At 72.9% G+C, this 21,462-nt stretch carries 17 protein-coding genes and 1 riboswitch; of the genes, 9 read left to right on the top strand and 8 right to left on the bottom strand.

The features are described 5' to 3' along the window. The first annotated feature begins 126 nt into the window (after positions 1-126). Positions 127-2,454, top strand: coding sequence for a DNA topoisomerase (ATP-hydrolyzing) (locus tag AMK25_RS33060; RefSeq protein ID WP_338013370.1), 2,328 nt, complete (start codon positions 127-129; stop codon positions 2,452-2,454). Between the two features lie 594 nt (positions 2,455-3,048). Here AMK25_RS33060 and AMK25_RS07845 read toward each other — a convergent pair. The 3 genes from AMK25_RS07845 to AMK25_RS07855 all read right to left on the bottom strand — a co-directional run bounded on the left by AMK25_RS07845 (position 3,049) and on the right by AMK25_RS07855 (position 6,488). Then, a complete protein-coding gene (locus tag AMK25_RS07845) occupies positions 3,049-4,389 on the bottom strand; it encodes a uracil-xanthine permease family protein (RefSeq protein ID WP_073827458.1) in 1,341 nt (446 codons plus the stop codon). A 95-nt stretch (positions 4,390-4,484) separates the two neighbouring features. Beyond that, positions 4,485-5,123, bottom strand: coding sequence for an alpha-ketoglutarate-dependent dioxygenase AlkB (locus AMK25_RS07850; RefSeq protein WP_073827459.1), 639 nt, complete (start codon positions 5,121-5,123; stop codon positions 4,485-4,487). A 39-nt stretch (positions 5,124-5,162) separates the two neighbouring features. Further along, the gene (locus tag AMK25_RS07855; RefSeq protein WP_073827460.1) at positions 5,163-6,488 is read right to left on the bottom strand and encodes a polysaccharide pyruvyl transferase family protein; all 1,326 of its coding nucleotides are present in this window, start codon (positions 6,486-6,488) and stop codon (positions 5,163-5,165) included. 156 nt (positions 6,489-6,644) lie between these two features. On the opposite strand from AMK25_RS07855, the gene AMK25_RS07860 reads away from it, so the two are divergent. The 5 genes from AMK25_RS07860 to AMK25_RS07880 all read left to right on the top strand — a co-directional run bounded on the left by AMK25_RS07860 (position 6,645) and on the right by AMK25_RS07880 (position 11,606). Continuing rightward, a complete protein-coding gene (locus AMK25_RS07860; protein WP_073827461.1) occupies positions 6,645-7,853 on the top strand; it encodes an acyltransferase family protein in 1,209 nt (402 codons plus the stop codon). Between the two features lie 80 nt (positions 7,854-7,933). Further along, positions 7,934-8,257, top strand: a complete 324-nt coding sequence (locus tag AMK25_RS07865) for a hypothetical protein (protein ID WP_073827462.1) — start codon at positions 7,934-7,936, stop codon at positions 8,255-8,257. Between the two features lie 140 nt (positions 8,258-8,397). After that, positions 8,398-9,162 carry a hypothetical protein gene (locus AMK25_RS07870; protein ID WP_073827463.1) on the top strand — a complete coding sequence of 255 codons (765 nt, stop codon included), beginning with the start codon at positions 8,398-8,400 and terminating at the stop codon, positions 9,160-9,162. 308 nt (positions 9,163-9,470) lie between these two features. Further along, positions 9,471-9,611, top strand: a riboswitch (cyclic di-AMP (ydaO/yuaA leader). Between the two features lie 204 nt (positions 9,612-9,815). Then, entirely contained in the window at positions 9,816-10,649 is an 834-nt protein-coding gene (locus AMK25_RS07875; RefSeq protein ID WP_073827786.1) for a C39 family peptidase, read from the top strand. A gap of 210 nt (positions 10,650-10,859) precedes the next feature. Further along, on the top strand, positions 10,860-11,606 hold the full coding sequence (locus AMK25_RS07880) for an alpha/beta fold hydrolase (protein ID WP_073827464.1): 747 nt from the start codon (positions 10,860-10,862) through the stop codon (positions 11,604-11,606). A 7-nt stretch (positions 11,607-11,613) separates the two neighbouring features. On the opposite strand, the gene AMK25_RS07885 is transcribed toward AMK25_RS07880, so the two are convergent. From AMK25_RS07885 to AMK25_RS07900, 4 genes are all read right to left on the bottom strand, one after another. Further along, a complete protein-coding gene (locus AMK25_RS07885) occupies positions 11,614-13,290 on the bottom strand; it encodes a CDP-glycerol glycerophosphotransferase family protein (RefSeq protein ID WP_073827465.1) in 1,677 nt (558 codons plus the stop codon). A 19-nt stretch (positions 13,291-13,309) separates the two neighbouring features. Beyond that, entirely contained in the window at positions 13,310-14,812 is a 1,503-nt protein-coding gene (locus AMK25_RS07890) for a bifunctional cytidylyltransferase/SDR family oxidoreductase (RefSeq protein ID WP_073827466.1), read from the bottom strand. Positions 14,813-14,916: 104 nt separating this feature from the next. Next, positions 14,917-15,717, bottom strand: coding sequence for an ABC transporter ATP-binding protein (locus AMK25_RS07895; protein WP_073827467.1), 801 nt, complete (start codon positions 15,715-15,717; stop codon positions 14,917-14,919). Then, positions 15,710-16,612 carry an ABC transporter permease gene (locus tag AMK25_RS07900; protein WP_073827468.1) on the bottom strand — a complete coding sequence of 301 codons (903 nt, stop codon included), beginning with the start codon at positions 16,610-16,612 and terminating at the stop codon, positions 15,710-15,712. Before AMK25_RS07900 ends, AMK25_RS07895 begins: the two co-directional genes overlap by 8 nt. Before the next feature lie 154 nt (positions 16,613-16,766). Here AMK25_RS07900 and AMK25_RS07905 point away from each other — a divergent pair, with 154 nt between their 5' ends. The 3 genes from AMK25_RS07905 (at position 16,767) to AMK25_RS07915 (ending at position 19,716) form a co-directional block, all read left to right on the top strand. Continuing rightward, positions 16,767-17,399 (top strand): TetR/AcrR family transcriptional regulator, encoded by a 633-nt coding sequence (locus AMK25_RS07905; protein ID WP_043325115.1) that lies wholly within the window; start codon positions 16,767-16,769, stop codon positions 17,397-17,399. A 149-nt stretch (positions 17,400-17,548) separates the two neighbouring features. Then, positions 17,549-18,658 (top strand): DegT/DnrJ/EryC1/StrS family aminotransferase, encoded by a 1,110-nt coding sequence (locus AMK25_RS07910; protein ID WP_073827469.1) that lies wholly within the window; start codon positions 17,549-17,551, stop codon positions 18,656-18,658. A 17-nt stretch (positions 18,659-18,675) separates the two neighbouring features. Then, on the top strand, positions 18,676-19,716 hold the full coding sequence (locus tag AMK25_RS07915) for a Gfo/Idh/MocA family protein (protein ID WP_073827470.1): 1,041 nt from the start codon (positions 18,676-18,678) through the stop codon (positions 19,714-19,716). 43 nt (positions 19,717-19,759) lie between these two features. On the opposite strand, the gene AMK25_RS07920 is transcribed toward AMK25_RS07915, so the two are convergent. Beyond that, positions 19,760-21,406 (bottom strand): glycosyltransferase, encoded by a 1,647-nt coding sequence (locus tag AMK25_RS07920; RefSeq protein ID WP_073827471.1) that lies wholly within the window; start codon positions 21,404-21,406, stop codon positions 19,760-19,762. Positions 21,407-21,462 lie beyond the last annotated feature (56 nt).

Consider the following 21,462-nt stretch of genomic DNA (forward strand, 5'->3'; position numbering starts at 1 on the left):
CCGCTGTCGGAGCGTTCATTCCCGCTCTGGCGTGCCGAGCGGGATGGATGGATCCGTAAACTCCGGCGCATCGGGTCTCCGCTCGCGAGTCGGCTCGAGGCGCTTTCGGGCCGCTCCTTCCTGCGGGTGGCGTCGGTCGAGCGGATTCCTGCCGACACCACGTACGATATCCAGGTCGGCTCCGACGAACATGCGTTCGTCGCGGAGGGCCGCGTGGTGCACAACTGCATGGGCAAGTACCACCCGCACGGCGACACCGCCATCTACGACGCTATGGTGCGGCTGGCGCAGGACTTCTCGCTCAACGTCCCGCTGATCGACGGGCATGGCAACTTCGGCAGCCCGGACGACGGACCGGCCGCGGCGCGATACACCGAGGCCCGGATGTCCCGGGAGGCGATGCTGCTCACCGGCGAGCTGGGTGAGGACACAGTCGATTTCGAGCCGAACTACGACGGCTCGCTGACCCAGCCCACCGTGCTGCCGGCGGCGTTCCCGAACCTGCTGGTCAACGGCGCATCCGGCATCGCGGTCGGCATGGCCACGAACATGATCCCGCACAACCTCGGTGAGGTCGTCCAGGCCGCCCGCTGGCTGATCAACCACCCGGACGCCACGCTCGACAAGCTCATGGAGTTCGTGCCCGGCCCCGACCTGCCGACCGGCGGGCTGCTGCTCGGCCTGGACGAGGTGCGCCGCGCGTACGAGACCGGGCGCGGCGTGGTGCGCATGCGTGGGCGGGTGGAGATCGGCCCGCTGGAGGGCAGCCGCGGCCGGCAGGCGATCACCGTCACCGAGCTGCCGTACGGCGTCGGCGCCGAGAAGGTCATCGCGGCCATCACCAACGAGGTGAACAAGACCAAGCGGCTGACCGGCATCGCCGACGTGAAGGACCTCACCGACCGGGAGAACGGCACCCGCCTGGTGGTGGAGTGCAAGGTCGGCGTGAACCCGCAGGCCCTGCTGGCCGACCTCTACCGGCTCACACCGCTGGAGCAGTCCTTCGGCGTGAACAACCTGGTGCTCGTCGACGGTCAGCCGCGCACGCTCGGGCTCAAGGAGCTGCTCGATGTGTTCCTGGCGCACCGCTACGAGGTGGTGACCCGGCGCACCGCGTTCCGCAAGCGCAAGCGGGAGGAGCGGCTGCACCTGGTCGACGGTCTCCTGATCGCCCTGCTCGACATCGACCGGGTGGTCAAGCTGATCCGGGCCAGCGAGGACGCCCAGGCCGCCAAGGACGGCCTGATGCAGAAGTTCAAGCTCTCCGAGATCCAGGCCGCGTACATCCTGGACACCCCGCTGCGCCGCCTGACCAAGTACGACCGGCTGGAGCTGGAGGCCGAGCAGGAGAAGCTGCGCGGCGAGATCGCCGAGCTGTCGAAGATCCTGGACGACTCCAAGGTGCTGCGGAAGGTGGTCTCCGACGAGCTGGCCGCCGTGGTGAAGCAGTTCGGCGCGCCGCGGCGCACCACGCTCGTCGACGGTGACCTCAAGGAGGTGCTCGCCGCCTCGGTGCCGGCCGGCCCGCTGGAGGTGGCCGACGACCCGTGCCAGGTGATCCTCTCCGCCACCGGGCTGGTCGCGCGGACCGCGGCCGAGTCGGAGGAGGCCGCCGAGGCGCGCCGGCGCAGCGGCCGGGTCAAGCACGACGCGGTACGCGCGGTGGTGCACTCCACCGCACGGGGGCGCGTGCTGCTGGTGACCAGCGCCGGCCGCGCCTTCAAGATCGACGTGCTGCCGCTGCCGGTGCTGCCCGAGCAGTCCGGCACGGTGTCGCTGCGCGGCGGCATGTCGGCGGCGGAACTGGCGCCGCTGGAGCCGGGCGAGACAGTCGTCGGCCTGGTCCCGCTGGGGCCGTCCGCGCAGGGGTCGCCCGGGCTGGCGCTCGGTACCCGGGCGGGCGTGGTCAAGGTGTGCGCGCCGGACTGGCCGGTCCGCTCCGACGAGTTCGAGGTGATCTCGTTGCGTGACGGCGACGAGGTGATCGGCGCGACGTGGCTGACCGACGGCGCCGAGACACTGGCGTTCGTCTCCTCGGAGGCGTCGCTGCTGCGCTTCGCCGCCTCCGTGGTACGCCCGCAGGGGCTCAAGGGCGGCGGCATGTCCGGCATCAACCTGCCCGCCGGGGGGCGGGCGGTGTTCTTCGGCGCGATCCGCACCGACGACGCGAAGCACGGTGAGCCGATGGTGGTCACCTCGACCGGAGCCACGGTGAAGGTGACGCCGTTCAAGGCGTACCCGGCGAAGGGGAGGGCGACCGGCGGCGTGCGCGCGCAGCGGTTCCTCAAGGGTGAGCTGGAGCTGTCGGTGGCCTGGATCGGCCCGCGGCCGGTGGGCGCGACCGCGACCGGCGACCCGGTGGACCTGCCGCCTGCCGACCCGCGCCGGGACGGCTCCGGTTTCGCCGTGATGCTCGGCCCCACCGTGGTGGGCCACCACATCGACCGCGACTGACCACCGCCCGAGGGCGGGCGGCTAGGCACGCCCGCCCTCCGGCCTCCTCACCTCGGTGATCAAGGAGTTTGCGGGCTCCCCAAGCCCTCCACGCCCCTCAAACTCCTTGATCACCGAGGTGAGCGCAGGCCGCTCCGGACCTCCTGACCGGAACCTGCCCGGAGGGCACCCCCATCGCGTGGTGATCAAGGAGTTTGCGGCCCTTTCGCGCCTCCTGCCGACCTCAAACTCCTTGATCACCGCACTGGGTGTCCCCGCCTGCTGGGGCATTTCGGGCATCTGGCTGGCCGCGCCCCGCTCCCGCACGGTCGATCATGAGGTTAGCGGCGACAAAACGGACACTGAGTACCGTCAACCTCATGATCGACGCAGCTGGGCGGGGCTGGCCCGCCGGCGAGGGGTCCACGCCGCGCGATCTTGCCCGATCGGGCCCGTGCAGTCCGTTGATCATGAAGTTGGCGGGCGGGAATCGGGCAAATTGTGCCGCTAACTTCATGATCAACGGGGCGAGGTCGGGCGAGGTCGGGCGGGGCCGGGCGAGGTCGGGCGGGGTCCGGCGGGAGGCGGGAAGGGAACAGAGGGCAGGGAGAGGGGTCAGAGTTCGGGGTCGGGGGACTGGCGGGACTCGGGCGTGGTGCCGCGCAGGCGGGCGATCAGGCGCATGCCGTGATAGATGATCAGGGCGGCCGCCGTGCCCAGCGCGATGCCGTTGAACGACAGGTCACCGGCCGTCAGCGTGTAGTTGGCGGCTCCGATGATGACGGCGACCGCCGCGGTGAACAGGTTGATCGGGTCGTGGAAGTCGACCCGGCTCTCGATCCAGATCCGGGCGCCGAGGATGGCGATCAGGCCGTACAGGGCGGTGGTGGCACCACCCAGCACGCCGGCCGGGACGGTCAGGATCAGCGCGCCGAACTTCGGGCAGAGTCCGAGCAGGATCGCCGTGGCGCCGGCGATCCAGTACGCGGCGGTGGAGTAGACGCGGGTCGCCGCCATCACGCCGATGTTCTCCGCGTAGGTGGTGGTGCCGGAACCGCCGCCGGAGCCGGCCAGCACGGTGGCGACGCCGTCGCCGAGCAGCGCCCGGCCCATGTCGCGGTCGAGGTTGCGGCCGGTCATCGCGGCGACCGCCTTGACGTGCCCGGCGTTCTCCGCGATCAGCACGAGGATCACCGGGATGACCAGCACGACGGCGCGCGCGTCGAAGCTCGGCGTGTGGAACTCGGGGAAACCGACCCAGGCGGCCTGCCGCAGCCCGCGTACGGCCTGCTGGTCGAGGTTGCCGGTCAGCGCGGCGAGCACCCAGCCGACCACCACGCCGACGAGGATCGACAGCCGGGCCACGAAGCCGCGGAAGAGCACTGTGGTGAGCAGGATCGCGGCGAGGGTGACCACGGCGATCAGCGGCTGCGCCTTGACGCCGGTGCCGGCGCCGCCGCCGTCCCAGGCCACCGGCGCGAGGTTGAGGCCGATCAGCATGACGATCGCGCCGGTGACCACGGGCGGCATCAGCGCGTCGATCCAGCGGGAGCCGGCCACCTGCACCACCACGCCGACGAGCGCGAGCGCGACGCCCGCGACGACGATGCCGCCGAGGGCCGCGCCGATGCCGCCGTCGGTCTTCGCCGCGAGCACCGGCGCGATGAACGCGAACGACGAGCCGAGGTACGAGGGCAGCCGGTTGCCGGTGATCAGCAGGAACAGCAGCGTGCCGAGCCCGGAGAAGAGCAGCGTGGTGGCGGGCGGGAACCCGGTGATCAGCGGGACGGTGAAGGTGGCGCCGAACATGGCGACCACGTGCTGCACGCCCACGCCGACGGTGCGCGGCCAGGAGAGCCGTTCGTCGGGCTGGACCACGTCGCCGGGGCTTACCTGACGGCCGTCGCCGTGCAGCGTCCACGGGGACCAGCGGGAGGAGGTGGGGGACTGGGTCATCGGTCGCCCTTCGCGTCATCGGGTGACGGGGGCGTGATCGACCCTGGGAGTTGTTTCTAGCACGTGCCCAGCGCAGATGTGGGCCCGGCCCGGGCTCAGGCGACGCCGGTGGGACGGAACTGGACGCTGACGCGGGGACCGACCGGGCGGGTGGTCTTCGGCACCGCGTGTTCCCAGGTGCGCTGGCAGGAGCCGCCCATCACCACGAGGTCGCCGTGGCCGAGCGGGAACCGCAGGCTGCCGCCGCCTCCGCCGCGGGGCCGCAGCAGCAGCGCGCGCGGGGAGCCGAACGAGACGATCGCCACCATGGTGTCGGTGTGCGCGGAGCGGCCCAGGGTGTCGCCGTGCCAGGCCACGCTGTCGCGCCCGTCCCGGTAGAGGCACATGCCGGCGGTGACGAACGGCTCGCCCAGCTCGGGCGTGTAGTGCCGGGTGAGCGCGTCGCGGGCCGCGGTGAGCACCGGGTGCGGCAGCGGCCGGCCGGCGGCGTACCAGCAGAGCAGCCGGGGCACGTCGACAGCGGTGTCGTACATGGTGCGGCGTTCGGCCCGCCAGGGCACGTCGTGGCGCAACGTGTCGAGCACCGCGTCGGAGCCCCGCACCCAGCCGGGCAGGTGGTCGACCCAGGCGCCCCGGCTCAGCTCGTGGCGGCGCACCGCCCCGGCGAGCGGGCCAAGGGTCGGGCCCTGCTCGGCAAGGTCGAGCATCGAGGGCTGGTACGCGACGTCGGACACGCCGCCGATCGTACCCTGTTTAGAACAGGCGTACGACTGTCAGCGGCGCAGCATCCGGCGGACCTTGCCCGGGACGGCCTGCTTGATCCGCTCGCGCAGCTGCTGCGAGCGCAGCGCGTCGATGGTCTCGGTGAGCTTGGCGTTCTCGTCGCGCAGTCGCTCGATGCGGGTCAGCAGTTCGGCCGGCGGGGTGGCGGCGGCGGGCCGGACGGCCGGCGGGAACACCGTCTCGCTGACCCGCCGGTCGAAGCGGGCGGCGCTTTCGTCGTCGTCGAACGAGATGCCGAGGTCGTGCTTGCGCAGGAACGCGGTGATGGTCTCGAAGCGGGCCTTGTGGCCGTCGGTGAGCGCGGTGTAGTCGGCCTCCGCGTAGAGGTCGGCGGCGTCGACGTCGGCCGGCACGTCGCGCATGATCCGGTGCGGGATGTCGAAGTAACGGGCCAGTTCCAGGGTGCGCGAGTCGTGCGCGAACAGGTAGCCGGGCGTGCCGGCGGCCAGCGCGGTGATGGTGCCGTGGATGCGGGTGCCGAACGCGAAGTCGTAGCCGGACAGGTGCGACATCCAGGTCCACGGGTCGACGAACATGCGCACCTTGTCCTCGACGAACAGCGGGTGCGAGGTGTGCAGCGGGATGTCGCTGCTCTGCCCCCGGTGCTCGGGTGCGTCGCCGTAGAGCAGGGTGCCGAGGGTACGCAGGTCCTGCGGCACGTAGCACAGGTTCGGGTAGCGCTCGTGGTGGTGGCGGACCACCGAGGCCATCGAGCGGACGTACGGGGAGATGGTGAGCGCCACCTTCGACTCGGCGGTCAGCTCCGGCTGCATCTTCTCCAGCGGGAACGTGTCGCCGTGCAGGAACATCGACGGGCAGCCGATCTGCTCCACGTCGGAGAAGCCCAGCGTGTTGAGGTAGCTCTGGGTCACCTCGCCGCGTACGCCGATGCTGTGCGACCGGTCCAGCACGGCCTTGCAGAACGCGCGCACCGGCTCGTCGATCGGCCGCAGGTACTCGCGGTCGCCGTCGACGTTGGTCTGCACGCCGACGCCGAGCACCACCACCGGGATCTTCAGCCGTTCGATCAGCCGGGTCAGCGGGGTGAGGCGGTGCACGAAGCTGCGGCGGAAGGCGTTCGCCAGCGGCACGACGAACACGTCGTACCGTTCGTTGATCTCGTCGGCGACGCGCGGATCGGCCGGGGTGCGGGTCGGTGTGATCTCCGCCGTGGAGGTGGCCAGCAGCTTGTGCGCGGCGTGGCTGAAGACCAGGTTTCCGCTGTTGTCCCCGATCCAGTTGCCGGCGAACGTCTCCTCCGGCGTGAGGACGTCGAACGGGCCCTTGCGGGCGCGGAGCAGGATCCGCTGGTGCATCCGGTTCGCTCACCTTCCGTACGGCACGGCGTGCCGGCGGGCGCCGGTCGGGCGCTCGCGCGTGCAGGAACGGAAATCCTATCCGCCGTCCCTGAGTGACCCGGCGGCCGTCGGCTCGCCGGGAACGTCCCGGTACTCCGGGGTAGGGTGCCCGGAATGACCAGCGCGCCGACCGTCACCCGTGCCCCGCGTCTGCCGTCGCTGACCGGTTTGCGGTGGGTCGCCGCGCTGCTGGTCTTCGGTTTCCACGCCGGGACCATGGGGATCGTCGCCGAGCCGCACCTCAAGGCGGTGGTGGACAAGGCGTTCAGCCTCGGCCTGTCCGGCGTCGAGTTCTTCTTCATCCTCAGCGGGTTCGTGCTGGTCTGGTCGTACCGGGACGGGGAGCGGGCGTGGACGTTCCTGCGCCGCCGGCTCGCCAAGATCTACCCCAACCACGTGGTGACGTTCGTGGCGGCGCTCGCGGTGGCGGCGTGGTTCGCCGACCCGGTCCTGCCATGGGCGGCGATCGGCAACTTCTTCCTGGTCCAGGCGTGGATCCCGCTGAACGGCTACTTCTACAGCGTCAACAACGTGAGCTGGTCGCTCTCCTGCGAGCTGGCCTTCTACCTGTGCCTGCCGCTGGTGGTGCCGCGGCTGCGCCGGGCCCGTACCGGGGTGCTCCGGGCCGTGCTGGTCGCGGCGCCGCTGCTCATCCTGGCGCTGTGGCCGGGCCAGGAGCTGGTGCCGGAGGAGCAGCGGTGGTGGTTCACCCAGATCTTCCCGGTGACCCGGTCGCTGGAGTTCTGGATGGGAGTGGCCGCCGCCGAGCTGATGCGCCGCAACCGCTGGCGCGGACCGAACCTCGCGGTCGCCACCGGCCTGTTCGTCACCACCTGGGTGGTCGCCGCGCTGTGGATCCCGGCCGAGTTCTGGGCGGCGTTGCTCGCCGTGGCGTACCTGCTGGTCATCGCCGCGGCGGCGGACGCCGACGTGCGCGGCCGGCCCACCCCCTGGCGGTCCCGGCCGATGATCTGGCTCGGTGAGGTCTCGTTCGCCTTCTACCTGGTGCACGTGCTGGTCATGGTCACCGTGCTGAGGCTGACCGGGGACTGGGGCACCGGCCTGCCAGGCTGGCGGGGGCCGCTCGCGGTGCTCGGCTTCCTGCTGCTCACGCTCGCGCTCGCCGCCGCGCTGCACCGCTGGGTGGAGCTGCCGATGATGCGGCTGCTCGGTCCGTCCCGCCGGGCCCGCGCGGCGTCGCGCGCACCGGCCGTGCCGGCTCCGCGCGGGCCCGCCGAGGGCGCGGCCGCCGACGGCGGCGCGACGCCCGTCGCCGGTCCGGCCGAGGGCATCGAGTACGCCGGGCGGCGTCGCCCGGACTGACACGCGCACACGTCGGCCGGTCGATCCGCGACACGCCGTGCGGCGGTGCATTGGTGGGGGTTCGGCGGTAATTTGTACCCGTGCTTCCGATCGCGCTCACCTGCCCCGTGTGGTGGGTGGCGCGCTGGACCGCCCGGATGCTCGCCAGTCTCGCCGTGGTCGTCGCCTGTTCGTTCGGCGCGGCCACGCTGCCGGGCGCCGCCCCGGCCGCCGCAGCCGGCCCGGCGTACGTGAGCACGCCGGCCGCCCCACGACCGGAACACGACCGCACCGCCGAGCGGCAGGCCCGTCCCGCTCCCGCGCCCGCCGCACGGGCGACCGACACGCTCCCGGCCGGCCCACAGCCGGTCCCGGCCGGCCGGATCACCGCGCCGGTCGGCCTGCGGGCCCCGCCCGCCCGCTGATCCGCCCGCGGGCGCTCGCCCGTCACCGCACCCACCGAACGTCATCCCGCACCCGCCCCTCGACGGCCCGGCGCACGCGCGCCCCGCCCCGACCGGCCGTGCGGAGTCTCCCGCCAGGTTCTTCCCGTGAGGTGCCGACCATGTCGCAGACCGCTCTCTACCACTTCCTCACCGCGGTCCCCGAGGCCGCCGCCATCTGGTCCTTCCTGATGCTGCTCGCGTTCGGCCTGCTCGCCGTGCTGGTGGCCCGGCCCGAGCGGGACGGTGCCGCCGAGGCCGCCGCCGATCCGGTGGACGCGGACGCCGCGCGCCGTGACGACCTCGTCCGGTACGCCGAGGAGGTGGCGGTGGCCGCCACCGGGGCCGCCCAGACGGCCCGTCGCTGCCGGGAACGGTGGCTGGCCGCGCAGGACGAGGCGGAGCGGGCCTGGACCGCGTACGACGAGGCGGACACCGCCGCCCGCCGCCTGGCCGGGGCCGCCGCGCTGGCCGCCCCGCGCACCCCGCGCACCCCTGCGGAGTACGCGGCCCGGGAGCGCTGGCTGCACCACGCCGCCATGACGGCGCACTGGCGTGGCGACCTGTCCGCCCGGCAGCTCGCCGACGTGCTGGCGCGCCGCAACGGGTGGGACCCGCGCCGGCACCCGGCTGAGCAGGAGATCGTGCTGGCCCGCACCGTCCGGGACCGGCGCCGGGCCGGGTGGGAGAGCGCCGCCGAGCGGGAGCGGTTGGCCTGGCGGGACGCCGAACTGGCCGCCGAGGCCGCCCGGACGCTCGCCGCCGAGGCGTACGCGGCCACCCTGGCGCTGCGGCCCGCCGCGGTGCCCCGCGGCGCGGCGACGATGCCCCTGCCCGTCGGCGCGTCCGTCCGCACCGCCCGGTGGCGTCCGGCCCGGGTCGGCTGAGCCGCCGGTGGCGACCGAATTGTTACCCGGAATGTGGTGACCCCGCTCACCCGGGACGCGGAAACGGGCGTCCGGCGCAGAACAGGGCAGCCGACCGCGCAATTGCCGGTCACCGGCTCGCCGTCTGTCCCCTTTCCGCCGCCAGGTCACGCCACCACCGCTTGTCCCATTGAGTGAAGTCAGTAACCGGCTGTTCCGAAATCCGTTACCGAGGATCACGTTTACGCAGGTGGGAGCGCTTGGCAGGGGCAATACCCACCGGTAGTGTCGGCGCGTCCGGTGCGGTAACCGATCGCAGAAGGCGACGCCGCGCCGACCCGCCTAATCGTGTCAACACGAACCGGGGAACCATGAGCACCATCGGGGTGAATCCGCGGCCACTGCCGCGGTAGGGCGTACTTCCCGCCCGAATCCGTCAGCTAACCCGGTCGGCGGCCACGGAAGGAGTGCCATCCTCGTGCCCACCCCTCGATCGTCCCCCCGCCTCCACGGCTCCGCGGTGCCCGCGCTCGCCTGACGCGACCGGCAAACCGCCCCTGGGCGCCCGGCATCACGGGCGTACCGCCCCCCGGCCCATCCGGCCCTGCCAGCACGTGTGGATCCCTCCGCGTGCCGGGCCGGCGTGTGCCGATCACGCCCCCGTGGAGGATTTCGTGAAGCACCACCTGAAGCGTCAGCTGCGGCGCATCGCCACCGAGCGCCCGTACCAGATCATCGCCGGATCGGCCGCGGCGCTCGTACTGGCCGCCGGCGCCGGCACCGCCCTCGCCGCCGGTGAGGACGCCCCGGTCCACCAGGAGAACACCGCCTCGGTCGCCGAACTCGGCGCACGGCTCGGCGAGCCCGCCAGCCGCGGCGAGGCGCGCATCGTCGTCCCGCCGGCGTCGCCCAGCGCCACGCCCAGCGCGTCGCCCAGCGCCTCCCCGTCGGCGAAGAAGGCCGCGGCGGACCCGGACGTCACCAAGGCCGCGCCGAAGCCGCCGTCCAGCAGGACGCTGGACTACGACTACCAGGCGCAGATCAACTACTACTACTGCGGCCCGGCCGCCGTGCGCAACGCGCTCAGCGCCACCGGCGTCGAGCGCAGCCAGGACGCGCTGGCCGGCCCGCTCGGCACCACCGAGATGGGCACCAACTCGGCCGAGGACACCACGCGCGTGCTCAACCAGCAGGTCAAGGGCAACCCGTACCGGACCCGGATGATTCCCGGCTCGGCCAGCCCGGCCCAGATGGACCGGCTCCAGGCCGACGTGGTCGAGGCGATCAGCAACGGCCGCGGGGTCGTCGCGAACGTCGCCGGCACCGCCACCGACACCAACGGCGGCTGGCACTCGTTCCCGGGCGGCCACTACGTCGCGGTGATCGGTTACAAGGACGACGGCCGGACCGTCCGGATCGCCGACTCGGCCGACCCGTCGCTGCCGTCGTACTGGCTCACCACCATCGACCTGGCGCACTGGATCGCCAGCCGCGGCTACTCCGCCTGACCGTCCCCACCCGCCCTCGCCCGCCGCCCTCTCGGCGCGTCGATCTTGGACTTGTGGCGCCTGGTATGCCCGGCTCGCCCGCTATGGAAGGCACCACAACTCCAAGATCGGCGGCGAGGGCGAGGGCGAGGGCGGGCGGCGTGGGGCGTGGGGGCGGGTCGGGCGGGTTTGGTCTCGCGTGTCCGGGGCGGGCGGTGGCAGACTGCGCCAATGGGTGAAGCGACGGGGAACCGGCACCTGATTCTCCTGCACGGCATGGGTGCCACCGGCGAGGTGTGGCTGCCCTGGGCGCCGCTGCTGGAGCGCCGCTGGCCCGGGCGCTGGCTCGCCCCCGACCTGGCGGGCCACGGCTGGTCGCCGCCGCTCGACGGCTACTCGTTCGAAGCCCTGGCCCAGCGCGTCGCGGACGGGCTCGGCCCGGTCCGGCTGGGCCCGCACGACCGGCTGGTGCTGCTCGGGCACTCGCTCGGCGGGGTGGTGGCGCTGGCGCTCGCGGCCCGGCAGCGGGCTCTTCCGATCGACGCGGTGGTGGGGCTCGGCATCAAGGCGGTCTGGTCCCCGGCCGAGCTGGCGAAGGCCGGCGAGCTGGCCGCCCGGCCGGTCACCTGGTTCGCCACCCGGGACGAGGCGGCCCGCCGCTACCTGCGCGTCTCCGGGCTCGCCGGGCTGTTCGCCCCGGACCACCCGGTGGTGGAGGCGGGGCTGCGGCGGGTGGACGGCCGCTGGCGGCTGGCGATGGACCCGGCCGCGTTCGCGGTCGGTGAGCCTCGGCTGCCCGCGCTGCTGGCCGCCACCGGCGTGCCGGTGCTGCTGGCCCGCGGCGAGCAGGACCCGATGGTGAGCGACGAGCAGCTCAAGGAGCTGGGCGTACCGGTCGCCACCCTGCCCGGTCTGGGCCACAACGCGCACGTCGAGGACCCGGCCGCCGTGCTCGCCCTGCTCGACACGTACCTCTGAGCGGGGTCTACACGACCGCGCGCTGCGCCGGGACCGCCCAGTCGGCCTCCAGCTCGCGGCGGGCGGCGGCGAGGAACGCCTCGGCGTAGGCGTCGGCGGGGAAGTCGCCCAGGTAGCGGGTGCGCGCCGCCCAGCGCTGCGCGGCCTTCGGGTCGGCGTCGAGCAGGTCGGTGAGCACTTCGTCCACGTTGGACATGTCCCGCCGCAGCACGTAGCCGGAGGCCGCGAGCGGGAACCGCTCGACGAAGTGCTCGCCGTCGGCGCCGGTGTCGGTGACCGCGTACGGCTTGCCGGAGTAGAGCCAGTCGGAGATGACGCCGGAGACGTCGGAGACCAGCGCGTCGGCCCGGTTGACGCACTCGGTGAGCGTCAGCTCGCGGGCCGCGGCGGCGCCCCACAGGTGCGGGCGGCCGGTCTTGGCCCGGTCGGCGGCGAGCAGCTCGGTGAGCCGGGCGAGCTGGCGGGCCGAGGCCGGGTTCTTGTCGGTGTACGGGTGGGCGCGCAGGATCACCGCCGCCCCGCGGTCGATCAGCCGGCGGATCAGCGTCTCGGCCACCGGCAGCGAGCAGTAGTTGGCGTCGGCGTGGTGCCCGGTCCAGGTCGGGGTGTAGAGGACCGTCGGGTGCGCCGACGCGGCGACCGGCTCCCGGCGTACCTCGATGGCCTCGACCTGGGGCCGGCCGACCACGACGAACTTGTCGGCGGGGATCTCCACGCCGGCGCGGGCGTACCTGTCGATCGCGGCCTGCCCGGCCACGAAGATCTTGTCGAAGATGGCCGAGACCGGGTTGGCGCTCGGGGCCTTGTCGCTGTCGCCGTGGTGCAGCTGCACGTGGGTGAGCTGGTTGAACCGGATCAGGTGGGCGTTCTTCGCGCCGTGGTTGACGTAGAACGCCACCCGCAGGCTGGGCACCAGCGCCTCGTCGAGCGCCTTCAGGGTGGGGCAGAGGACCACCGGGGCGCGGGTGGCGGCGGCCACCGCGGGCAGAAGCTCCGGCTCGCGCAGCACCACCACGTACGGGCGGCCGATCCGTTCCAGGTACGGCAGCCACATGGTGACCTGGTACTCCGAGCCGGGCGGCGCGGAGAAGTGCAGCACGAACTCGGGCTGGTGGCGGCGCAGCGCGCGGCCGACCGGGCCCCCGCCGGCGGGCGGCCGGAACCGGCGCCGGGCGAGGTCGAGCGCGACCGCGCCGCAGCCGGCGCCGACGAGCAGCGTGGCGGCGAGCGCCGACCAGGCGGGCAGGGTCAGGACGGCGGCGAGCGCCACCAGGGCGAGCAGCACCAGCAGCGCGTCGCCGAGCCGGGCGGCGACCAGCGGCGTCCACGTGCGGACCGGGAGGTTGGCCGCCCGGATCTCCAGCGCGCCGGCCTGCCGCAGCGGGCCGACCAGCAGCACCAGGCCGAGCAGGACGAGCGCGGTGGCCGCGAGGGCCGGGTCGAAGCCGTCGTCGAGGCGACGGGCGTAGCCGACGAGGATGCCGGCGGCGACGAGCACCGTCTCGGCGAGACCGTCGGCCGATGGCCGGACGCGGCGCTCCCAGGCGGTGGCGGCGAGCGCCGCGACGGCCAGGGCCAGGCCCCAGCCGGTGGCGCCGGTGAGCGCCACGACGAGGAAGGCCAGCACCGCCAGCCCGGTGGTCAGCACCCGGGCGAGCAGCTTGCGGACCAGGTCACCACGCATCTGACACGTCCCGTCGGTCTCAGGCGCCGGTGGACAGCTCGGACCGGTCGGCGCCGGGCTGCGCCGGTACGGCGGCGGCCTGCTCGCCGGGGGCCCGGCGCACGTCGACCACCTGGCCGGTCAGTTCGGAGATCAGCACGTCCAGGGACGCCTGCGCGACCGCCTCGGAGGAGAGCAGCGTGTGCTCCGGCTCCTCGCCGAACGCCCGCGTTCGCATCGGGGTGGCGGTGCGCTCCGGGTTGACGCAGTTGACCCGTACACCGAACTCGGCCCACTCGTCGGCGAGCGCCTGGGTGAGGTTGACCAGCGCGGCCTTGGTGGCCGAGTAGAGCGCGTAGCGGGCCCGGCCCCGGGTGTACGAGCTGGACGTGTAGAGCAGCAGCTGACCCTTGGTCTGCTGCAGGTACGGCAGCGACTGGCGGGCGATGGTGACCGGGCCGACGAAGTTGACGTGCAGGAGACGGTCCATCGTCTCGGAGTCCATCTCGGCGAGCGCGCCCTTCTCCAGGATGCCGGCGGTGACCACCACGTGGTCGATCCGGCCGGTGGCTTCGAACGCGGTCTTCAGGGCGGCGGTCACGTCCTCGGCGCGCTCGACGTGGGTGCCCGTGGTGGAGCGGCTGAACGGGAAGACCTGGGCGCCGTAGGAGCGGGCCAGTTCGGCGAGGTCGTGGCCGATGCCGTAGCTGCCGCCGAAGACCACGATGGTCCGGCCGGTCAGCTCCTCGGCGTAGCTGCGGTGGTCGGTCAGGCGGGGCGCCTGGGCGGCGGCGAGCTGGAACAGCTTGTCGGCCAGGTGCACGTCGACCGGGTGGGTGACCTTGATGTTCTCGTCCGAGCCGTCGATCACCTTGATCGGCGTGCCGGGCAGGTAGCGCAGCACCACGCCGCAGTCGTCGGTGGCGGCGAAGTCGGGGTCGCCCTCGGCGCGGCGGTACGCCTCGCGGATGGTGCCGGAGCGGAACGCCTGCGGGGTCTGGCCGCGGCGCAGCCGGGAGCGGACCGGGATGTCGGTGATGCACTCGTCCGCGTCCACCTGGATGATCGTGTCGGCGGACGGGATGGCCACGTCGACCGCCGAGTACGTCCAGAGCGCGTTGACGCACTCGCGCACGATCCGGGCGCTGACCAGCGGGCGGACCGCGTCGTGGAAGAGGATGTTGACGTCGCCCTCGCCGACCGCGTCGAGCGCGATCCGGGTGGTGTCGTTGCGGGTCTCGCCGCCCTCGATCACCTTGGTGACCTTGCGGAAGCCGGCGTCGGCGACGATGCGCCGCGCGTCGTCGACGTGGCCGGTGGCCATCAGCACGATGATCTCGTCGATCTCCGGCGCGCCCTCGAAGACGGCGAGGGTGTGCTCGATGATCGGCTTACCGGCGATCTTGAGGAGCTGCTTCGGGATGCCCAGCCCGAGGCGCGTGCCGGTCCCCCCGGCGAGGATCACGGCCACCGTACGCGCGGGGCGCCAGGGTGCCGGGCTCGCCGGCGCGGCGTCCGGTGCGGTGGTGTGGTCCTGCGTCATTGCCGTACCTCACTCTGGGTGAAAGGGGATGGGTCCGAAAACCTTAACGCGGACGGCGGAGCGCACCGATCCGGGCGATCCCGGGACCGGTGCGCTCCGGCGGGCTACTTCTGGCCCTCGTACGCGTCGCAGACCTCCTTGGTGGGGCCGTCCATCTTCAGGACGCCGCTCTCCAGCCAGATGGTCCGCTCACAGGTGTCCCGGATCGAGCCGATCGAGTGGCTCACCAGGAACACGGTGCCGGCGCTCTCCCGCAGCTCGCGGACCCGCTGCTCGCTGCGGGACCGGAACTTGCGGTCACCGGTGGCCAGCGCCTCGTCGATGAGCAGCACGTCGTGCTTCTTCGCGGCGGCGATGGCGAAGCGCAGCCGGGCGCCCATGCCGGAGGAGTAGGTGCGCATCGGCAGCGAGGCGAAGTCGCCGCGCTCGTTGATGCCGGAGAACTCGATGATCTCCGGGGCGAGGCGCTTGACCTCGTCCGGGTGCATGCCCATGGCGAGGCAGCCGAGCACCACGTTGCGCTCGCCGGACAGGTCGTTGAGCAGCGCGGCGTTGACGCCCAGCAGGGACGGCTGGCCCTTGGTGTAGACCGCGCCGCGGGCCGGCGGGAGCAGCCCGGCGATGGCCCGCAGCAGCGTCGACTTGCCGGAGCCGTTGCTGCCGATCAGGCCGATCGCCTCGCCCTGGTACGCGGTGAAGCTCACGCCCTTGACCGCGTGCACTTCGCGGATGTTCGGCGCCTTGGTGCGCGAGACGATCCGCTTGAGCGCGGAGACCGGTGTGGTGCCGCCGCTGGCTCCCTTGTGGATCCGGTAGATCACGTGCACGTCGTCGACCACGACGGTGGGGATGCGACCCGAGTCGGTCACCGGGCCGGCGTTCAGCGGCAGGGTCTGCTCAGCCACGGCCGTACTCCTTCTCTCCGCGCCAGAAGTAGAGGAACCCGCCGATGCCCATGACGACCGCCCAGAACAGGCCCAGCGCCCAGAGCTTCGGCGGCGAGCTGACCAGGTTGGCCTGGTGCGAGTCGAGCAGCGAGAAGCGGGCCAGCTCGATGAAGACCAGTGGCGGGTTCCACTCCAGGAGGCTCGCGGCCCAGTGCGGCAGGTGCTGGCGGAACAGCGCCACCGGGTAGAGCACGCCGGAGGCGTACAGCCAGGTGCGCATCACGAACGGCATGATCTGCTTCAGGTCGGTGACCTTGGAGCCGATCCGCGCCATGATCATGGTGAGGCCGACGTTGAAGATCGACTGGAGCAGCAGCGTCGGGGCGAGCAGGATCCAGCGCCAGGTCACCGGCTCGCCGGTGAACAGCACGATGGCGGCCAGCACCACCATCGACATGAGCAGCTGCTGGAGCTGCACCAGGGTGACGGTGATCGGCAGCGCGGCCCGGGGGAACTGGAGCGCCCGGATCAGGCCCAGGTTGCCGGTGATCGCGCTGGTGCCGTTCGACACAGCGGTCTGGGTGAACATGAAGATGAACACGCCGGTGCACAGGTACGCGATGAAGTTCGGCACGTTCCGGCTCTGCGACAGGATCACGCCGAAGATCAGGAAGTAGACCGCCGCGTTGGTGAGCGGTGTCAGCACCTGCCAGAGCTGCCCGAGCTGTGTGTTGCTCAGCGAGGAGGCGACCTTCGCCCGCGAGTACGCGGTCATGAAGTGCCGGTACGCCCACAAACGGCGGGCATACTCGCCCAGGGGCGGTCGTTCCCCGGCCACCCGCAACCCGTACCGCCGGGCCAGTTGGGCCCGGGTGAGTCCGGATTCGGGGTCGGCCACCGCGGTGTTGGCCATGATCAGGCGCTCCGATCTTTCGTGCTGATGGGGAGCAGTGCGGTGAACAGATCCAGCGTGGCCCGGCGGGGAGGAGCCGCCTCGCTGCTGCATGGAAGGTAGTCCACCGAACGTCGGGACGCAACCGTACCGTCGTTGCGCTACATTGTTCCACGTGACGACCGAGAAGAGGCGTGCCCCGGCCGGCGCGGCGGTGCTGCGCGGGGAGATCACCAGCGCCATCCGTACCGCCGTGATGCAGGAGTTGGCCGAGGTCGGCTACGGTCGCCTCTCCATCGAGGCGGTGGCCCGCCGGGCCGGTGTGAGCAAGACCGCCATCTACCGCCGCTGGCGGTCCAAGCTCGACCTGGTGCTGGACATGGTCTCCGCCGTGGCGGGCCGCAACATCCCGCTGCTGGACACCGGCAGCCTGCTCGGTGACCTGGAGATCCTGCTGCACGTGATGGCGCGTGCGCTGCGTCACCGGCTGGCCGCGCAGATCATCCCGGACCTGCTGGCCGAGGCGGCCCGCAACCCGCAGATCGCGGAGAAGCTGCAGGCCGCCCTGGACGACTACCAGCAGGCGGTGGGCCGGATCCTGATCGGCCGGGCGGTCGAGCGCGGCGAGCTGTCCCCGGACACCGACCGGCGCGCCGCCGTCGATCTCATCGTGGGGCCGGTCTACTGGCGGATGGCGATCTCCCGGGCCCCGCTGGAGCCCGCCGAGGTGCCCCGGATGGCGGCCGCGATAGTCGCCGCCCTGCGGGTAGCATGCGTGGGGCCTGTGCGCGACGAGGTGGAAGTCTGACCCGGGTCGCCCCCGGAGGGTCGTCGTCGATCATGAACAGAAGGTCACATCCAGTCGGACAATCAGTGCGACCCGGCTGTTTTCCTGACAGAGCGGTACCATCCCCCGAAATGTCTCCCATGAACCACGCGTCGACAGGAGGAAGCCCCATGGCCGGGCCGCATCCAGAGTTCATTCCCCCCGCACGGCCGATCATCGGCGAAGCCGAGATCGAGGCGGCCGTCCGGGTGCTGCGGAGCGGCCGGGTCGTGCAGGGCCCCGAGGTCGCCGCGTTCGAGGAGGAGTTCGGTGACCTGGTCGCCGGCCGGCACTGCGTCGCCGTCAACTCCGGCACCTCCGCGCTGCAGCTCACGCTGATGGCGCTCGGCTTCGGCCCGGGCGACGAGGTCATCGTCCCGTCGTTCTCCTTCGCCGCCAGCGGCAACGCGGTCCGGCTGGTCGGCGCCGAGCCGGTCTTCGTGGACATCGAGCCGGGCAGCTTCTGCGTCGACCCGGAGGCGGTTGCCGCCGCGATCACGCCGAAGACCGTCGCCATCATGCCGGTGCACCTCTACGGTCACCCCGCGGCGATGGACCGGATCATGGCGATCGCGCAGCAGCACGGCCTCGCCGTGGTCGAGGACGCCGCGCAGGCGCACGGCGCCGAGCTGAACGGCACCCCGGTCGGCGCCTTCGGCACCGCCGGCTGCTTCAGCTTCTACCCGACGAAGAACATGCACTCCCTTGAGGGCGGCATGATCACCACCGCCGACGCGGAGCTGGCACGCACCCTGCGGCTGCTGCGCAACCAGGGCATGGAGCAGCGGTACGCCAACGAGATCGTCGGCGCCAACATGCGCATGACGGACGTGGCCGCCGCCATCGGCCGGGTGCAGCTCACTCAGCTCGGCGAGTGGACCGAGCAGCGCCGCGCCAACGCCAAGTACCTCGACTCGGCGATCACCGGCATGGTCACCCCGCCGGTCGCCGACGGCGCCAAGCACGTCTACCACCAGTACACGGTGCGGGTGCGGGGCGACCGGGACGCCGCCCAGGCCCGCCTCACCGAGCTGGGCATCGGCAACGCGGTCTACTACCCGACCCCGATCCACCGGCTCAAGCCCTACCTCACCGAGGCCGGCACGCCCGGCCCGTGGGACCTGCCGGAGACCGAGCGGGCCGCCGCCGAGGTCGTCTCGCTGCCGGTGCACCCGTCGCTGAGCCAGGCCGAGCTGGAGCGGATCGCCGAGGGCGCGAACCTGGCCGGCGGTGCCCGGTGAGCGCGAAGGAGAGCTCAGTGAGCGGACGCAAGCTGCGGGCCGGACTGATCGGCCTCGGCGCCATGGGGCGCAACCACGCCCGGGTGCTGTCCAACCTCGACGGCGTCGAGCTGGTCGGCGTGGTCGACCCGGCCGGCGACGTGACCGGCACGCTGCGCGCGCCCGTCGTACCCGAGCTGAGCGACCTGCTCGCCCTCGGCGTCGACTACGCGGTGGTGGCCTGCCCGACGGCGCTGCACGAGCCGATCGGCATGGAGCTGGCCGCCAACGGCGTCTGCGCGCTGATCGAGAAGCCCCTCGCGCAGTCCGTCGACGCGGCAACCCGGCTGGTCGAGGCGTTCGAGGCCGCCGGCCTGGTCGCTGGAGTCGGCCACATCGAGCGCTACAACCCGGCGCTGCAGAGCCTGCGCACCCGCCTGGAGGCCGGTGAGCTGGGCGAGGTGTTCCAGGTCGTCACCCGGCGACAGGGCCCGTTCCCGCACCGGATCGCCGACGTCGGCGTGGTGATGGACCTGGCCACCCACGACATCGACCTCACCGCCTGGGTGACCGGCCAGGAGTACACCTCGGTCTCCGCCCGCACGGTTTCGCGCAGCGGCCGGCTGCACGAGGACATGGTCGCTGTCGTCGGTCAGCTCGCCGACGGCACGATGGTCAACCACCTGGTCAACTGGCTGAGCCCGCTCAAGGAGCGGTCCACTGTCGTCACCGGCGACAAGGGCTGCTTCGTGGCCGACACGCTCACCGCCGACCTCACGTTCTACGCCAACGCCGCCATCGACACCGAGTGGGAGGCGCTGCGCGCGTTCCGTGGCGTGGCCGAGGGCGACATGGTCCGCTACGCCATCCCGAAGCGGGAGCCGCTGCTGGTCGAGCACGAGCGGTTCCGCGACGCGGTGGAGGGCAAGCAGAGCGACATCGTCACCCTGCGGCAGGGTCTGCGTACCGTCCAGGTCGCCGCCGCCCTGCTGGAGGCCGCCTCCGACGGCCGTACCGTGGCCGTGGGCCCGGCCGCCGCCGACCGTGACGGGCGCGGCCTGCAGCCGGCCTCGGTCTGACACCGGCTCCGGCCGGGCGTCACCGATGCCCGGCCGGGCCCTGTCACACCCCGTCGATCCCCAGCAGACTGTCGAAGCACTGTGCGTTCACCGACCAGTCCCAGGTGGCCGCGGCGTGCTTGGCCGCGGCCTCGCCGGCGGCCCGCCAGACCTGCTCGTCAGCGGTGACCGCACGGACGCGGGCGGCGGCCTCGGCCGGCGTCCCGACCACCCAGTCGGCCGGGAAGACGGTACGCGCGCCGTGTTCCCCGCCGGCGAAGAACGGCCAGTCCCGCACCACCGGCACCGCGCCGCTGGCGGCGCCCTCCACCACGGCACAGTGGAAGCTCTCCCGCACCGAGCTGCTGAGCACCACGCCGACGCCGGTCAGCACCCCCGGCACGTCGTCGGTGTGGCCCAGCCGGGTCACCGCGCCGGAAGGCGCCAGCTCGGCCAGCTCCGCCTCCAGCTCGGCCGCGTAGTCGCGTGCCGCCCGGCTGAGCCCGGTGTCGATGCCACCGCCGACCAGCAGCAGGCGGTACCGCTCGTCGGTGGCGCGCAGCAGCCGCAGCACCTCGACCGCCCACCGCGGGTCCTTGGCGACCGCGCTGGTGCCCACCAGGCCGAGCGTGAACCGCGCCGCGGAGTCCTTCGGCCGCGCGAACGGCGCCAGGTCCATCGCGTTGCACAACACGTGGGTACGCGGCGCGTGCGCGCCGGTGAGCCCGGGCGCCACCCGGAGCGTGAAGTCACGCAGGTGCTCGGAGACGAAGACGACGTCGTCCACCCGGCTGAAGTCGATCAGGTTCGGCCACCTGCCGAACGCCTCGTAGCTGTGCAGCCGGACCACCACCCGGGTGTCGCCGGGATCGACCAGGCCGACCATGACAGCGGTCGCCACGGCCCAGTCGACGAACACCGTGTCCGCCCAGTCCAGATGCGGCCGCAGCCAGGCCTCGACCTGCCTGCCGTACTCGGTGTCGCGCAGCAGCGCCTCGGCGGTCATGCGCCTGGACGCCCGGATCAGCGGCCCGGCCACCGGGTCGTCGTCCAGCCGCACGTAGCGCAGCTCCACACCGGGGTGCGCGGCGTAGCGCTCCCGGATCGCCTGCACGAAGTGGGCGCTTCCGTTGAGCAGCAGCAGCACCCGTTGCGGCCGGTCCGTCGGCGGCGGCGCGGCCGGCTGCCGGCGGCCGCGCGGCGTCAGCAGCGCCCGACCCACGGCGCTGCCGTGCAGCGGCGCGAGGAACGCCGCCGGATCGTCCACCAGCGGCGAGCCGAGCTGGTCGAAGTGGATCACCCGGTGGAACTGGGTGTGCAGCACCCGGTGCAGCCGCCGGGCCGCCGCCTCGCCGTCCCCCCGGGCGTACGCCCGGTCCGCCTCGGCCAGGTCGGCCTCGACGGCGGCAGTCAGGTGGGCCGGGGTGCGCCCCTCGGCGATCTCGTCGGCGGCCTCCTGCGCGAGCAGGTCGGCGCGGGCGGCCGGGCCCACGCCGGCGGCCACCGCGGCCAGCGCGGCCCGGGACTCCGCCGCCGGCCAGCCGGCCCGGACCATTCCGGCGCGCAGGCGGCGGGCCAGCGACGACCGCGCGCCGGCCGGCAGCAGCGGCGCGGCCGCCAGGCCGTGGATCAGACGGGCCGCCGCGCGGTGACGCACCACCCGGGGGGCGGTGACGCGACGGAGCACGCCGGTTGCGAGCTTGCTGCCCATCTGGGCTGGGTCCTTCCGATCGCGGAGGCGGGCGCCGCAACGCCGACCCGCGTGGT

Source organism: Micromonospora sp. TSRI0369 (assembly GCF_001905625.1).
Lineage (GTDB): Bacteria > Actinomycetota > Actinomycetes > Mycobacteriales > Micromonosporaceae > Micromonospora > Micromonospora echinospora_A.

Excerpts from the sequence above, each read along its gene's own strand:
- AMK25_RS07845 (WP_073827458.1), bottom strand. The coding sequence starts at position 4,389 with ATGACCCAGTCCCCCACCTCCTCCCGCTGGTCCCCGTGGACGCTGCAC.
- AMK25_RS07855 (WP_073827460.1), bottom strand. The coding sequence starts at position 6,488 with ATGCACCAGCGGATCCTGCTCCGCGCCCGCAAGGGCCCGTTCGACGTC.
- AMK25_RS07860 (WP_073827461.1), top strand. The coding sequence starts at position 6,645 with ATGACCAGCGCGCCGACCGTCACCCGTGCCCCGCGTCTGCCGTCGCTG.
- AMK25_RS07870 (WP_073827463.1), top strand. The coding sequence starts at position 8,398 with ATGTCGCAGACCGCTCTCTACCACTTCCTCACCGCGGTCCCCGAGGCC.
- AMK25_RS07880 (WP_073827464.1), top strand. The coding sequence starts at position 10,860 with ATGGGTGAAGCGACGGGGAACCGGCACCTGATTCTCCTGCACGGCATG.
- AMK25_RS07885 (WP_073827465.1), bottom strand. The coding sequence starts at position 13,290 with ATGCGTGGTGACCTGGTCCGCAAGCTGCTCGCCCGGGTGCTGACCACC.
- AMK25_RS07890 (WP_073827466.1), bottom strand. The coding sequence starts at position 14,812 with ATGACGCAGGACCACACCACCGCACCGGACGCCGCGCCGGCGAGCCCG.
- AMK25_RS07900 (WP_073827468.1), bottom strand. The coding sequence starts at position 16,612 with ATGGCCAACACCGCGGTGGCCGACCCCGAATCCGGACTCACCCGGGCC.
- AMK25_RS07910 (WP_073827469.1), top strand. The coding sequence starts at position 17,549 with ATGGCCGGGCCGCATCCAGAGTTCATTCCCCCCGCACGGCCGATCATC.
- AMK25_RS07920 (WP_073827471.1), bottom strand. The coding sequence starts at position 21,406 with ATGGGCAGCAAGCTCGCAACCGGCGTGCTCCGTCGCGTCACCGCCCCC.